Consider the following 14,169-nt stretch of genomic DNA (forward strand, 5'->3'; position numbering starts at 1 on the left):
ATCGCGATCTTCGTCAAGGTCGTCAAAGCTCTCGTGATCGATAAGGACTGGACTTGAGGAGGATCAGAAGGCTTGGACCAGGATGGCGACCAGGGCGGTCGGCAGGGCGGCGATCAGAACCGTGTTGACGAAGGCGGCGCCGACCTTGTCCAGCAGCAGCGAGAGGTTCATCGTATGCATAATGTGTCTCCGTTTTTCCTGTTGGGCGATCATCGCCCGTTTTGTGTTTTTTCCGCATGATCATGCCGGTTTTTTCCGGCGCCTTGAACGTTGCGGCCTCGTTCCCGACGATCAATAGATAGGCCGTGTCCTGCGGAAAATCACGTTACATATCGTTTAACGATATTAAACTTTGGCAATAGACTGTTTCAGGACTGTGATCGGCAATGAGTCTCAAGCTTTTCAAGGGGATGCGGATCGTCCTCGCCACCCACAATCCGGGCAAGGTCCCCGAGATCGCCGCCCTGCTGGGCGAAGATTACGAGATCCTCACGGCGGGGCAGCTGAATCTGCCTGAACCCGAGGAGACCGAGACCACCTTCGCCGGCAACGCCCTGCTGAAGGCGCGCCATGCGGCCGATCGGTCGGGCGAGGTCGCCTTGGCCGACGATTCGGGCCTATCGGTCGCGGCCCTGGACGGGGCGCCGGGGATCTATTCCGCCCGCTGGGCCGGGCCGGGCAAGGATTTCGCCGTGGCGATGAAGAAGGTCGAGGAAAGGCTGGAGGAGATCCAGGCTGCGGACATGAGCGCCTGGTTCACCTCGGCCCTGGCGGTGGCCTGGCCTGACGGGCCCAGCGTGGTGGTCGAGGGAGTGGTGCGGGGGCGGTTGAGCTTTCCGCCGCGCGGCGACCGGGGCTTCGGCTATGATCCGATCTTCATTCCGGACGAGGCGCCTGATGACGCAAGCGGCCTGACCTTCGGGGAGATGGAGCCTGCGGCCAAGGAGGCGATCAGCCACCGCACCCGCGCCTTCGCCAAGCTGAGAGCCGCCCTGATTGACTGAGCCCGCCCAGACCTGGGTCGATCCGGGATCAGACGTCGGCCTCTATGTCCACTGGCCCTATTGTGCGCGCATCTGCCCCTATTGCGACTTCAACGTGGTGCGCGACCGGGGGCGGGTCGAGGAACAGGGGCGGCTGGTCGAGGCGATCCTGGCCGATCTGCGGGGCCAGCGCGCCCTGATCGGGCCGCGTCGGCTGGCCTCGGTCTTCTTCGGCGGGGGGACGCCGTCGCTGATGGCGCCGGAGGCGGTGGCGCGGATCATCGACCAGGCCCGCGACCTATTCCCGCCGTCAGGACCGATCGAGATTTCGCTGGAGGCCAATCCGACCGATGCGGAGGCGGCCCGGTTCGACGCCCTGGCCCAGGCCGGGATCAATCGGCTGTCCATGGGGGTGCAGGCCCTGGACGACGCCGCCCTACGGTTTCTGGGGCGCGACCATTCGGCGGCCGAGGCGCGACGCGCGATCGCCCTGGCCGGACGCGCCTTTGACCGGCTGTCCATCGACCTGATCTACGCCCGGCCGGGCCAGACGCCCGCCGACTGGGCGACGGAGCTGGGCGCGGCCCTGAACATGGGGTTCGAGCACGTCTCGCCCTATCAGCTGACGCTCGAGCCGACGACGGCCTTCGGCCGGGCCCTGGCGCGCGGAACCCTGGTTCCGCCGGACGAGGACCAGGCTGCGGCCCTGTACGAGACCACCCAGACCGTGCTGGAGGCCGCCGGTTTCGACGCCTATGAGGTGTCCAACCATGCGCGGGGCGTGGCGGCCCGGTCGGCCCATAATCTGCATGTCTGGCGCGGCGGGGACTATCTGGGCCTGGGGCCGGGGGCGCATGGGCGACTGACCCTGGACGGCGTTCGCACCGCAACCGTCGCCCATCGCCGCATCGGCGACTATGCGGCAGGGGTGCAGGCGGGCGCCCCCTGGGCCGAGGTCGAACGGCTGGACGCCGCCGGGGCGGCGGAGGAGCGGCTGCTGCTGGGGTTGAGGACGGTGGAGGGGGCGCCGGTCGGCGTATTGGGGGACCTGGGCCTGTCGCCCGAGGCGGAACCGACCGCGGACCTGATCGCCGACGGCTTTCTGACGGTCACGGGCGGGCGGCTGGTCGCCACCCCGCGCGGGCGGCCGGTTCTGGACGGAGTGCTGAAGGCCCTGCTGACCTGACGCCGCGCCTCAGTCCAGGGTCGCGCCGGTGGTGCGCATAATCTCGGCCCGCAGCTCAGGCAGGCCCAGCCCCTTTTCGGAGGAGGTCAGGGCCACCACGGGGAAGGCGGCGGGGCGTTTGGAAATGGCCTTCAGCGTGGCCTCCTGCATCCGCTCGCCCTCGCCCTTCTTCAGCTTGTCGGCCTTGGTCAGGACGATCTGATAGGAGACGGCGGCGAGATCCAGGGCGTCCAGCGCCTCCGTATCCACCGACTTCAGGCCGTGGCGGCTGTCGATCAGCAGATAGACCCGCTTCAGCGTCACCCGGCCGCGCAGATAGTCGCGCCCCAGGTCCTGGAACTTCTTGACCGTGGTCTTGGACGCCTTGGCCCAGCCGTAGCCGGGCAGGTCGACCAGGCGCAGCCGGCCGTCCAGATCAAAGAAGTTGACCTCGCGCGTGCGGCCCGGCTCGTTGGAGGCTCTGGCGAGCTTGTGCATGCCGACCAGGCCGTTGATCAGGCTGGACTTGCCGACGTTGGAGCGGCCCGCAAAGGCGATCTCCGGCAGGTCGGGATCGGGCAGTTGCTCGATCTTGGCCGCCCCCATGACGAAGGTCGCCGGCCGCGCGAACAGAATCCGCGCGGCCTCGATCTCTTCAGGGCTGAAGTCGGTTTCCTCGATCACGCGGGCTTTTTCTTAAAGCGGGCGATGAAGTCGTCGATCGGATTTTCGGCCTTGTAGCGGTGCATGATGACGTACTGCTGCAGGATGGTCAGGATGTTCGACCAGGCCCAATAGACCAGCAGGCCCGCCGCAAAGGGCGCCATGATGAAGGTGAAGACCAGGGGCATGAACTGGAAGATCTGGCGCTGGACCGGATCGGCCGCCGGCGGGTTCATCGCCGTCTGCAGCCACATGGTGAGACCATAGGCGACCGCCAGCAGACCGATGCCCAGAGGCCCGACCAACAGCCCGCCCAGCAGGGGCAGGGTCGCCGGATCCCAAGGGATCAGGCCGAACAGGTTCCACACCACCGAGGGGTCACGCGCCGACAGGTCGTGGATGAAGCCCAGGAAGGGCTGGTGGCGCATTTCGATGGTGACCGTCAGCACCTTGTACAGGGCGTAGAAGACCGGGATCTGGAGCAGAAGCGGAAGACAGCCGGCGACCGGATTGATCTTCTCCTTCTGGTACAGGGCCATGGTCTCCTGCTGCTGCTTCTGCGGATCGTCTTTGAACTTCTTCTTGATCTCCTCCATCTTGGGCTGGAGGTTCCGCATCTTGGACATCGAGGCGTAGGCGTTGTTGGCCAGGGGGAACATGACCAGCTTGACGATGACGGTCAGGGCCAGGATGGCGACGCCGAAGCTGCCGACCAGGCCGTAGACGTTCTCAAGGATCCAGAAGATCGGGCGCGTCAGGAACCAGAACATGCCCCAGTCGATCGCATAGACGAAGCGCGGCAGGTTGAGGTTGGTCTCATAGGTCTTCAGCACCTCGGCCCGCTTGACGCCGGCGAACAGGCGCTGGGTCTCGGTGGCGGTTCCGCCGGGCTGGATGGTGCGGGTCGCGCCCAGGACGTTGGCTTCCAGCTGCGGCTGGCCGCCCGGAACCTCGCGGACCCGGAATTCGGTTTCGACCGCCTCGTCCTGCTGCGGCAGCAGGGCCGCCAGCCAGTATTTGTCGGTGATGCCCAGCCAGCCGCCGATCGAGGCGTTCTCGATCCGCGGCTCCTTCAGCCAGTCCTTGTACTTCTTCTGCTCGGTCCGGTACTCGCCCGGCTTGCCGAAGGCGCCGATGGCGCCTTCGTGGACGATGTGGGACGAACCGGCCAGGGGCGGGACGCCCTGGCGCTGGACGCTGCCGTAGGGGGCGATGGTGATGGCCTGGGTTCCCAGGTTCTGGACCGTGTCCTTGATCGAGAAGACGTAGCGGTCATCGACCGAGACCACGCGGGTGAAGCGCAGACCTTGCCCATTGTCCCAGGTCAGGGTGACCGGGCTGGTCGGGGTCAGGGTCGAACCGGCGGTCAGACGCCAGACGGTGTTGGGGCCAGGGACGCCGCCGGTCACATTGGGACCGGTCCAGCCGAACTGGGCGAAATAGGCGTTCTGCATCCCCTGGGGGCGGAACAGTTCGACCGGCTCAGGCTTGTCCTGGACCTCCTTGTAGTCGGTCAGGAACAGGTCGTCGATCCGACCGCCCTGAAGCGACAGCGACCCCTTCAGGGTGCCGGAGTGGATCGGCACGCGCGCGGCGGTGCTCAGCGCCTGGCGGCGATCGGTGACGAAGGTCGTCCCCTGGGGGCTCAAGGCCGTGCGGGCGGCGTTCTCGGCCGTCTGGGACTGTTCGGCCTGGGCCTGCTGCTGGACGGCGCGGCGCTCGGCCTGGGGCCGCAGCACGGCGAACCAGTAGACCCCCAGGATCAGGGCCGAGCACACGATGAAGAGGATCGTGTTGCGCGAGTTCTCGTTTTTCATGGATTCGGGCGGTCCTGGCCGGAGGGGGCGGGGGCGGGCGAAGGCCGGTCGGCCCCCCGATCGTTTCTCGGTGTCGCCAGCCTTGTAAGCGTCGATTTCACATCGTCAAGCAGACGGTCCCACGCCCGCTCGGTGGTGCCCATGCGGGCGATGAAGACATAGTCGCTACCGGGCACGCCATATTGGGGCAGCATGGCCCGCGCGGCCTCGCGCAGGCGGCGTTTGGCGCGGTTCCTGACCACCGCCCCGCCGATCTTGCGCGTGGCGGTGAAGCCCAGGCCGACGTGCGGCGAACCGTCGCCGCGATCCAGCCTCTGGATCACCACCCCGCCGCGCGCCTCGGAAACGCCTTTGGCGGCCGCCAGGAACTGGGGCCGCCGCAACAGACGCTTGATCTGTAAAGGGTCGCTCATGCGTCCTTGGCTTTCGGACGCGAGAGCCGCTTACGCCGTCAGGCGCTTGCGGCCCTTGGCGCGACGGCGCGCAACGATCTTCTGGCCGTTCTTGGTGGCCATCCGGCTGCGGAAGCCGTGACGGCGCTTGCGCACGAGTCGCGACGGCTGATAGGTCCGCTTCACGGTCGGCTCCTGACGTTAAAAGGTTGGGCGACGGGGCGAAAGGCGTCCGCCGCAGGAAGGGCGGGCGTATAAGTCGCATGGTCGCGCGAGTCAACGCTCGACCGGCAATTCGGGATTGAAGCGCGTATGGCGAAACGAACGGCGAAGGACTGGGCCCTGCGGTTGACCCCGCTGGCGGTCATCGTCGGCCTGGTGGCCGCCTTCTTCGCCCTGGGCTGGAATCGCTATCTGTCGATGGACCTGATCCGCGAGCATGGGCTGAACCTGCAGGCCTACGCCCAGGCCCATTGGTGGACCGCCCTGGTCGCCTTCATCGCCGTCTACGCCGTCGCCACCGCCTCCACCATTCCGGGGCCGGTCTTTCTGACCCTGCTGGGCGGGATGATGTTCGGCCCCTATGTCGGCGCCCTGGCCCAGGCCAGCGGAGCGACCCTCGGCTCGGTCGTGATCTATATGGTCTATCGCACCTCGATCGGAACCTGGCTGCGCGCCAAGTTCGAGGCGGACGCCGGCTTCATGGACCGGCTGGCCAAGGGGATCGACCGCAACGCCTTCACCACCCTGTTCACCCTGCGCGTCATCCCCAGCGTCCCCTTCGTCCTGGTCAACGCCACGGCGGGCATGATGGCGGTGCCGCTGCGCCCCTATGTGGTCGCGACCTTCATCGGCCTGTTGCCGTCCACCTTCATCTACACCTGGATCGGATCGCAGCTGGGCGACCTGCTGCGGGCCGGGGTGCAGCCGGACCTGCCCATGCTTCTGCATCAGTTCTTCTGGCCGCTGATGGGGGTGGCCTTCCTGTCCCTGCTGCTGCCGATCGGCATCAAACTGGTCCAGATGATCCGCGCCCGACGCGCCCGAAGCCAGGGAGGGGCGGCCCCGGCATGATCCCCCTGTTCGATCGGCTCGCGACGGCGCTGAAGCTGTCGCCCCAGACGGCGGAGACCTGGCGCGAACGGCTGCGGCCCCGGGCGCCGGACGGCCTGTCGGCGCGGCTGCTGCTGCTGACCTTCGCCTTCACCCTGGCGGTGGAGGCCCTGATCATGGGACCGAACCTGGCCGCCTTCCACGAGCGCTGGCTGCGCGACCGGCTCCAGGCGGCCGAACTGGCCTCGGTCGGGGTGGAGGCCCTGCCCTACAGCGCGGTGGAGGACGATACGGCGGCCGAGTTGATGCGGATCGGCGGGGTCCAGGCCGTGGCCCTGACCGAACAGGGGGTGCGGCGGCTGCTGCTCCAGGCCCCCAATCTGCCGCGCGCACCGGAGCTGATCGACCTGCGTCAACAGAACAGCTGGGCGCGGCTGACCGACCCCTGGCGCACCCTATTCGGCCATCCGGACCGGTCGCTGCGGGTCCAGGCCAAGCCCCGCTATCGCTCCGGCGACTTCATCGAGATCGTCACCCCGGCCCAGCCGTTGAAACTGGAGCTGAAGGCCTTCCTTCTGAACAGTCTGCTGGTCAGTCTGCTGGTGTCCCTGACGGCGGGCGCCCTGCTGTACGGCGGTCTGGCGCTTCTGGTGCTGCGGCCGCTCCAGCGCGTCACCCGCTCGATGGAGCGGTTCGCCGCCGATCCCGAGAGCGAGGCCGAGACCCCGTCGGACCGGCATGACGAGATCGGCCGGGTCGAGCGCGAACTGGCCCGGATGCAGGAGGAGGTGCGCCAGTCCCTGCGCTCCCGCGCCCGTCTGGTGGCCCTGGGCGAGGCGGTGGCCAAGATCAACCACGACCTGCGCAACATGCTGACCTCGGCCCAGATGGCGTCGGAGCGGCTGGCGACCTCGGCCGACCCCCAGGTGGCCAAGGCCCTGCCCCGGCTGGAGCGGGCGCTGAGCCGGGCCGCAAGCCTGTCGCGCAATGTGCTGGAATACGGCCGCAGCGAGGAGCCCGCGCCCCAGAAGACGCGCGTGGTCCTGACCAAGGCCCTGACCCTGGCGGCCGAGGACGCCGGCCTGGAGCCGGAGGGGGTGCGGCTGATCAAACAGGTGCCCGCCCGGTTCGCGGTCGAGGCCGATCCGGATCAGCTGTACCGCATCCTGGTCAATCTGATGCGCAACGCCCGCCAGGCGATCGAGGCCGATCCCGGCCGACCCGCCGAGCGGCGCGGCAAGGGGGCCGTCACCGTCAGCGCCTTCGGTCAGGACGGGGTCTGCGTCGTCCGCATCGCCGACGACGGGCCTGGCATTCCGCCGCGCCTGGCCGAACGTCTGTTCGAACCCTTCGTCAGCTCCAAGAGTTCGGACGGATCGGGCCTGGGCCTGACCATATCGCGCGAACTGGCGGCCCTGCACGGCGGCGAGCTGAGACTGGTTCCCGGCGACGGAAGCGGGGCGGTGTTCGAGCTGCGGCTGCCCGCCTGACAGCTATTCCAGCCCGTCGTCGGTGACGACGAAGGGTCGGTCAGCGGCCTTGGCCTGGGCCGCCAGCTCCTCCTGCACCAGGTGCCAGCGACGCAGGCGTTCATAGCTGATGGCGTGTTCGGGCGAGGCGTCCAGCCAATGGCGGAAGTCCTCGATCTGCAGACGGGCGTTGGGGGCGGCCGGGTCCGGCAGGGCCGGGACGTTGGGCAGTTGACGCGCCACATCGGCGGGAATGGGGAAGTCTCCGGACGAGGTGCTCAGGATCATGAAGGCGGCTCGGCGTCGATTGTGCGTCAGTGGAGAGGGGAACCATGACGCGAAGCGCGGCCGGGCGCCACCTTTTCGTCATGACAGCGTTGTTGCCGCAACCGCCCTTTACGGCCAAGGTTGGCCGACAGGGTCTGAACCAGGAGATGTCCATGACCATTCGCACGTCCCTGATGTCCGCCCTGCTGGCGGCGACAGCCGCCGCGGCGCCCCTTTCGGCGGCCGCCCAGCAGGCGTCGGACCCCTATGGCGATCAGCGTGTCCTGCCCGATCCCAACGACCCCAAGGCGCGCGAGGCGCTCGAGCGGGCGCGGGGCGAGGCCTATCACCGGGCCGATGACTCCAAACAGACCGAGGAGGAACTGCGCACCACCCGCGCCCTGAACGCCGAGATCGCCGCCCAGAACGCCCTGGCCGACAAGGCCGACGAGGCCGCTCGGCTGGAGTATGACGCCGCCGTGGCCCGGCGCCAGATCGAGATCCGGCGGATCGAGGAGGAGGCGCGGGCGGCCGCCGAGGCGACGCGGGCGGCCCAGGAGCAGTACGACCGCGACTACGCCGCCTGGCGCGAACAGGTGCGCCTGTGCCAGTCGGGCTTCCGCGAGGCCTGCACGGCCCGACCCGCCTGGGTAAGGCCGCAGCCCTGAACCGGATCAGCCGGCGACCAGGCTCATGTCGCGCCGGGCCATCATCCGGTCGAACTCGGTCCAGACGCCGTCGGCGCCGTGCCAGCTGCCTTGCGTCGCCGCCTTCGAATATTCGGTGGCGCGGGCCTCGAAGAAGTTGGCGTGTTCGACGCCCGACAGCAGGGCCTGCAGCCAGGGCAGCGGGTTTTCCTTGACCCCATAGACCTCGGGCAGCTTCAGCTGACGCAGGCGCCAGTCGGCGATGAAGCGGATGTACTGTTTGATGTCGTCGGGGGTCATGCCCTCGACCGCGCCCATTTCGAAGGCCAGGTCGATGAACTTGTCCTCCATCTTCACCACCGTCTTGCAGCAGTCGACGATGTCGTCGGCCACGGCCTGGGTGACGGCGCCCGTCTCCTTGTTGAAGGCGTGATAGAGCTTGATGATGCCCTCGCAGTGCAGGCTCTCGTCGCGCACCGACCAGGAGACGATCTGGCCCATCCCCTTCATCTTGTTCATGCGCGGGAAGTTCATCAGCATGGCGAAGGAGGCGAACAGCTGAACCCCTTCGGAGAAGCCGCCGAACATGGCCAGGGTCCGGCAGATGTCGGCGTCCGAATCCACGCCGAACTGGCCCATATAGTCGTGCTTGTCCCGCATGGCCTCATATTCCATGAAGGCGCCGAACTCGCTCTCGGGCATGCCGATGGTCTCGAGCAGCAGGGCGTAGGCCGCGATATGGATGGTCTCCATATTGCCGAAGGCGGCCAGCATCATCTTCACCTCGGTCGGTTTGAACACCCGGCCGTAGCGTTCCATGTAGTTGTCCTGAACCTCGATGTCCGCCTGGGTGAAGAAGCGGAAGATCTGGGTCAGCAGATTGCGTTCATTGTCGTTCAGGGTCGAGGCCCAGTCCTTGACGTCCTCGCCCAGCGGCACCTCTTCGGGCATCCAGTGGACCTGCTGCTGCTTCTTCCACATGTCGAAGGCCCACGGATAGCGGAAGGGCTTGTAGGCCACGGAGGGCGTCAGAAGACCGGCGCGGTCGGGGCGGATGATCGGGGTGATGGCGTTCATCGAACTGGACCTGAGAGAGCGATTCCGGAGAGGCCAGCACCATGCGACTCAGCGCGCCCGGCGCCAAGTCGGAAATCATCTATGTTGCGATCACATTTTGTCCTACCGCTACATCTTGTGTGCGGCGGTTAAGAAGCTGGGGACGGCCCTGGGGATGGGCGCCCCGCCTTAGGCGGCCTGGGCGTCGTCCCGACGGTCAGACGCCGCAGCCAGGGCGGCGTCGATCGCCGCATAGAGGGCCGCCTGGGTGATGGGCTTGGCCAGATGACCGTCCATGCCGGCGGCCAGGCAGCGGGCGGCGTCTTCGGGCATGGCCTCGGCGGTGACGGCCAGGACGGCGACGTCGGCGGCCGGTCCAGCCAGACTGCGGATGGCGCGGGTGGCGGCGATCCCGTCCATGACCGGCATGCGGACGTCCATCAGGACTACGTCGAAGGCGCCGGCCGCGACGGCCTCCACCGCCTCGGCGCCGTCACACGCCTCGGCCGTGTCGCAGTCGGCCGCCTCCAGCATGACCCGCATCAGATTGCGGTTCAGGGGATGGTCGTCCACGACGAGGATCCGCATGCGCCGCGCCTCCAACGGCTGGGGGGCGTCGCTCTGAACGATTTCGACCGGCTCGGCTGGGATTTCGACGGTGAAGGTCGTTCCCATGCCGGGCGCGCTCTCCACCGAAATGGTTCCGCCCAGTCGGTCCACATGGCTCTTGGCCAGGGCCAGACCCACTCCCGCGCCCTGATGCGCCCGGCTGGTGGTGGCGTCCGCCTGCTGGAACAGGGAGAAGACGCCGCAGAGCACCTCATCCGTCATGCCGCAGCCGGTGTCGTGAATTTGCACGCGGAGATGATCGCCCCGTCGGTCCGCCACGACCCGCACGCCGCCCAGGCCGGTGAATTTCACGGCGTTGGCGCTGAGATGGTGCAGAATCTGGCGCAGACGCCGGCCGTCGGTCCAGACCGCGCCCTGGGCCTCGGGGGCGATGCTGACGGTGAAGTCCAGGCCGCGAACATTCGCCCACTCCCGCGACGGCGCGACCGCCTCTTCGATCAAGGCGGGGATGTCGGTCGGTTTCAGCGCCACCTCGGCCCCGCCGTGGGACACCTCCAGCAGATCCTCAATCAGGCGCAGCATGGCCTCGCCGCACTGTTTGATCGCCTCGACCTGACGGCGCCCCTCGTCGTCCAGCCCAGGACGTCGGGCCAGAAGGTCGGCATAGCCGGTGACGCCGGTCAGAGGCGTGCGCATCTCGTGGCTCATCATGGCCAGGAAGCGGGACTTGGCCTGATCGGCCGTCTCGGCCCGTTTGACGGCGGCTAGGGCGGCCTCGGTGCGCACGCCCAATCGCGTCATCAGCCGCCGCCGCTCGGTCGATAAAGTGGTGATCGGCAGGGCGGTGACGACCAGAGTCAGAAGAAACAGATGCAGGACGCTCATCTGCCGCATGACGGTCGGGACCGTGTCCAGAACCGGGTCAGGCTGAAGGCGCGTCAGGGTGACGGGGCCGTGACCCGTCACGGTGGCGCCCACGGCGATGACCGTAACCCACAGAACCGCCCCTGCGGTCCAGGGCGGAGACAGTCGGAAGGCCAGCAGGATCAGAGGCGGCAGGATCATGAACAGGATCGGCGCCTGGTTCTGGCCGAAGGCCCAGACCACGGCGGCGGTCACAAGAACCATCAGGAGCACGAATTCAGCGGGTCGGGCCTGGGCGTCGGAGCGGAAGCGGTGACTGCGCGCCACCAGCAACAGGGTCGGCGTGACGATCATCATCGCCAGCAGTTCCATGTCGAAGAGGTGCCGCATCCGAAAGCCTAGGCTTTCCAACGGCGGTCCGCTGACGACGACGGCGACAAGGCCGGCCAGGAGGGTGGTGAAGGCGACGGAGGGCGCCGCAGCGATCAGGGCGAACCGCAGCAGCCGTTTCGGACGACGCATGTCCAGGGCGGCGCCGCAGAAGCGACGGATCAGCAGGGTGGCGACGATCACCTGGGTCATGTTGAAGGCGACGTTGGTGACCGCGATCACGGCGGCGTCGCCGCGTATGATGTTGCTGACCAGATTGATCAGGGCGCACCCGACCAGAACCCCCAGGGCCTTGTAACGCGACAACTGCAGGACTGCGGCCAGCAACACCGCATTAGCCGGCCACATCACCTTGGCGTCCAGCGCGGCTACGCTCCACAGACCCAGAAGCTGGGAGGCGACGAACAGCAGCAGATAGACGGAGGGCGGGGGACCCGCCTCCTGTCCGGCGTCATGGCGGAAGAACCGCCAGCGCCCGCGCCGCATGGATGTCGTCAGACCGACCATGCTTCCCCCGTGAATGAATATCCTAAGAATACGGTTTTGCGACGCCTAGGTAGAATTGCGGAGATGGGGCGCAGGAACCGCCGATGCGGGTCGTCGTTCCACTGCCCTCGCCAATCCAGGGCCCGCCATGTCCGACGTCATCGCCGAACCGACCTTCGAGCCGCCGCCGGACGCCCTGGCCTTCTATGAGGAAAGCCTGGGGTTGCTGAAGGAGAGCGGCATACCCTTCCTGCTCTCGGGCACCTACGCCGTCACCGCCTATACGGGGGTGCGCCGCCCGACCAAGGATCTGGACGTCTTCTGCAAGCCCGGCGACTATCCCCGCATTCTCGCCTATTTCCAGAAGCGCGGCTATCGCACCGACGTGGAGGACGAACGCTGGATCGCCAAGGTCTGGAAGGACGACCGGCATTTCTTCGACGTCATCTTCGCCATGTCGAACGGCGCCATCGCCGTGTCGGACAGCTGGTTCGGCGGAGATGTGATCCGGGTCTATGGCCATGAGGTGCGGATCACCCCGCCCACGGCCCTGATCCTGTCCAAGGTCTTCATTCAGGATCGCTATCGTTATGACGGGGCGGATGTGAACCACGTCATTCTGAAACAGTCCGACGCCGTGGACTGGAAGAGCCTGCTGGACCAGATGGACCTCTATTGGGAGGTGCTGGCCGCCCATCTGCTGAACTTCCGCTTCGCCTATCCGACCGAGCGCGACCGGGTGCCGCGCTGGCTGATGGAAGAGCTGACCGAACGGCTGGCGGCCCAGATCGACCTGCCGCCCCCGCGGGTGAAGGTGTGCCGCGGCCGTCTTCTGAGCCCGCGCGACTATGTGATCGACGTCGCCGAATGGGGCTTCGGCGACGTGGTCGGCAAGGGGCTGGAAGAACGCCACGATCCCGTGACCTGAGCCCCGCCGGAGCGACCGATGACCGACGCCCCCCAACCCCCTTCCTCCGCGCCTTCCCCCGCCTCTGGACAGACGCCCCAGCCGGGGCTGGAGCCGGGACCGGCCAAGAAGATGCGCGTCGCCGCCGTGGGCGATCTGCACGTCGGCGAGGACGCGCGCCGCCCCTATCGCGACCTGTTCGAACGGGTGTCGGACGAGGCCGACGTGCTGTGCCTGTGCGGCGACCTGGTCAACTACGGCAAGACGGCCGAGGTGGAGCGGCTGCTGGAGGATCTGCGGCTGTGTCGTATTCCGATGGTGGGCGTTCTGGGCAATCACGAACACGAATGCGGCCAGCCCGATCAGGTCGCCAGGATGCTGGCGGACGCCGGGGTCCGCATGCTGACCGGCCAGGCCTATGAGATCGACGGAGTGGGCTTCGCCGGGGGGAAGGGGTTCGTCGGCGGCTTCGGCCGCTATATGTTGAGCGCCTTCGGCGAGGCGGCGGTCAAGACCTTCGTCCAGGAGGCGGTCGAGGACGCCAATCTGATCGAAAACTCCATCCGCATGCTGCGCACCGAGCGGTCGGTCGTCCTGCTGCACTATGCGCCGGTGGTCGAGACGGTGATGGGCGAGCCGCCCGAAATCCACGCCTTCCTGGGCTCGTCGCGCCTAGCGGAAACCATCGACCGATACGACAACATCAGCCTGGTGGCGCACGGCCACGCCCATCGCGGCGGGCCGGAGGGGCGCACCAATCGGGGCGTGCCCGTCTATAACGTCGCCCTGCCGGTGTTGCGGACCCTGGGCGACAAACCCTATCGGGTCTTTGAAATCTGATCGGACTGTAGGAGGGTGCGGCCGGGGCTGGGATGCAGCCTCGTCCTGGGCTGCGCCGGCAGTCCGCCCTGGAGTTTCCCATGCGTCTTGTCTCTTCCATCGCGGCCGTGGCCGTCCTGGCCCTGACCACCCCCGCCTTCGCGGCCGGCCAGGCCGCCGGCCCGTCTTCAGCACCCCAGGCCGCTCCGGCGCCTGCGCCTGCCGAGGAGGACGACAGCCCCGACGAGGCCGCTTTCGAAGCCAAGGCGGAGGCTTTCGGCGAAACCATGGAAGCCATGGTGGCCGAAATGCAGGCCGCGGCGGCCCAGGCCGACAAGGCCAAGGCCAAGGCCGATCTCGACGAAATCCAAGCCAAATATCAGGCTCAGGTCGACGCCTTCGCTGAGGCGGTCAACACCTTCGCCACCAGCCAAGCCGCGCCCGCCGAACAGGTCGCGATGGCGATGCAGCAGATCAAAGGCATTCCGCTGCAGGCCCGCACCGAGATCGAACAAGCCGCCGCAGCGCCGGCCGCAGCGCCCCCGGCCCAACCGCAGTAGGCCCAGCCTTACCGCGATTTCACTTGAGACGGGGCGGCTGACGGCGGAGTTTGCGCGGGTC

The 14,169-nt window shown here is 67.5% G+C and carries 15 protein-coding genes; 8 read left to right on the forward strand and 7 right to left on the reverse strand.

Features of this window, described 5'->3' with window-relative positions; genetic code table 11:
- Window positions 1–386 precede the first annotated feature (386 nt).
- Entirely contained in the window at window positions 387–1,004 is a 618-nt protein-coding gene (rdgB, locus tag AC1RKE_RS13490) for an RdgB/HAM1 family non-canonical purine NTP pyrophosphatase (RefSeq protein WP_348683330.1), read from the forward strand.
- Complete coding sequence (gene hemW / locus AC1RKE_RS13495) at window positions 997–2,169, forward strand: radical SAM family heme chaperone HemW (RefSeq protein ID WP_348683329.1); 1,173 nt, start codon at window positions 997–999, stop codon at window positions 2,167–2,169. The genes rdgB and hemW overlap by 8 nt, the downstream gene beginning before the upstream one ends.
- A 9-nt stretch (window positions 2,170–2,178) precedes the next feature.
- Here the strand turns inward: hemW and yihA are convergent, their stop codons facing one another.
- Genes yihA through rpmH form a run of 4 tightly spaced genes read right to left on the reverse strand, consistent with a single transcriptional unit; the run spans window position 2,179 to window position 5,206 of the window.
- Complete coding sequence (yihA, locus tag AC1RKE_RS13500; protein ID WP_336968836.1) at window positions 2,179–2,832, reverse strand: ribosome biogenesis GTP-binding protein YihA/YsxC; 654 nt, start codon at window positions 2,830–2,832, stop codon at window positions 2,179–2,181.
- Window positions 2,829–4,628: a membrane protein insertase YidC gene (gene yidC, locus AC1RKE_RS13505; RefSeq protein WP_348683327.1), complete on the reverse strand. Its 1,800-nt coding sequence runs from the start codon at window positions 4,626–4,628 to the stop codon at window positions 2,829–2,831. The genes yihA and yidC overlap by 4 nt, the downstream gene beginning before the upstream one ends.
- Window positions 4,625–5,041, reverse strand: coding sequence for a ribonuclease P protein component (gene rnpA, locus AC1RKE_RS13510; protein ID WP_054764534.1), 417 nt, complete (start codon window positions 5,039–5,041; stop codon window positions 4,625–4,627). The genes yidC and rnpA overlap by 4 nt, the downstream gene beginning before the upstream one ends.
- 30 nt (window positions 5,042–5,071) lie before the next feature.
- The gene (rpmH, locus tag AC1RKE_RS13515; RefSeq protein WP_003164000.1) at window positions 5,072–5,206 is read right to left on the reverse strand and encodes a 50S ribosomal protein L34; all 135 of its coding nucleotides are present in this window, start codon (window positions 5,204–5,206) and stop codon (window positions 5,072–5,074) included.
- Between the two features lie 126 nt (window positions 5,207–5,332).
- On the opposite strand from rpmH, the gene AC1RKE_RS13520 reads away from it, so the two are divergent.
- Both AC1RKE_RS13520 and AC1RKE_RS13525 read left to right on the forward strand, forming a co-directional pair.
- Window positions 5,333–6,094: a TVP38/TMEM64 family protein gene (locus AC1RKE_RS13520; RefSeq protein ID WP_348683325.1), complete on the forward strand. Its 762-nt coding sequence runs from the start codon at window positions 5,333–5,335 to the stop codon at window positions 6,092–6,094.
- Complete coding sequence (locus AC1RKE_RS13525) at window positions 6,091–7,563, forward strand: sensor histidine kinase (RefSeq protein WP_152949349.1); 1,473 nt, start codon at window positions 6,091–6,093, stop codon at window positions 7,561–7,563. Before AC1RKE_RS13520 ends, AC1RKE_RS13525 begins: the two co-directional genes overlap by 4 nt.
- A 3-nt stretch (window positions 7,564–7,566) precedes the next feature.
- Here AC1RKE_RS13525 and AC1RKE_RS13530 read toward each other — a convergent pair whose 3' ends face one another.
- Window positions 7,567–7,830, reverse strand: a complete 264-nt coding sequence (locus AC1RKE_RS13530) for a hypothetical protein (RefSeq protein WP_007390203.1) — start codon at window positions 7,828–7,830, stop codon at window positions 7,567–7,569.
- Between the two features lie 152 nt (window positions 7,831–7,982).
- On the opposite strand from AC1RKE_RS13530, the gene AC1RKE_RS13535 reads away from it, so the two are divergent.
- A complete protein-coding gene (locus AC1RKE_RS13535) occupies window positions 7,983–8,477 on the forward strand; it encodes a hypothetical protein (protein WP_348683324.1) in 495 nt (164 codons plus the stop codon).
- A gap of 6 nt (window positions 8,478–8,483) precedes the next feature.
- Here the strand turns inward: AC1RKE_RS13535 and AC1RKE_RS13540 are convergent, their stop codons facing one another.
- On the reverse strand, window positions 8,484–9,533 hold the full coding sequence (locus tag AC1RKE_RS13540; protein ID WP_054764531.1) for a ribonucleotide-diphosphate reductase subunit beta: 1,050 nt from the start codon (window positions 9,531–9,533) through the stop codon (window positions 8,484–8,486).
- Window positions 9,534–9,701: 168 nt separating this feature from the next.
- Window positions 9,702–11,843: a hybrid sensor histidine kinase/response regulator gene (locus AC1RKE_RS13545; RefSeq protein WP_395942140.1), complete on the reverse strand. Its 2,142-nt coding sequence runs from the start codon at window positions 11,841–11,843 to the stop codon at window positions 9,702–9,704.
- A 127-nt stretch (window positions 11,844–11,970) separates the two neighbouring features.
- Between AC1RKE_RS13545 and AC1RKE_RS13550 the strand changes: the two genes are divergently transcribed.
- The 3 genes from AC1RKE_RS13550 (at window position 11,971) to AC1RKE_RS13560 (ending at window position 14,108) form a co-directional block, all read left to right on the forward strand.
- Entirely contained in the window at window positions 11,971–12,750 is a 780-nt protein-coding gene (locus AC1RKE_RS13550; protein WP_054764530.1) for a nucleotidyltransferase family protein, read from the forward strand.
- Window positions 12,751–12,768: 18 nt separating this feature from the next.
- Entirely contained in the window at window positions 12,769–13,569 is an 801-nt protein-coding gene (locus tag AC1RKE_RS13555; RefSeq protein WP_082382580.1) for a metallophosphoesterase family protein, read from the forward strand.
- A gap of 80 nt (window positions 13,570–13,649) precedes the next feature.
- A complete protein-coding gene (locus AC1RKE_RS13560; protein WP_348683317.1) occupies window positions 13,650–14,108 on the forward strand; it encodes a hypothetical protein in 459 nt (152 codons plus the stop codon).
- Window positions 14,109–14,169 lie beyond the last annotated feature (61 nt).

This window comes from Brevundimonas sp. GW822-FHT03E11 (assembly GCF_058801445.1).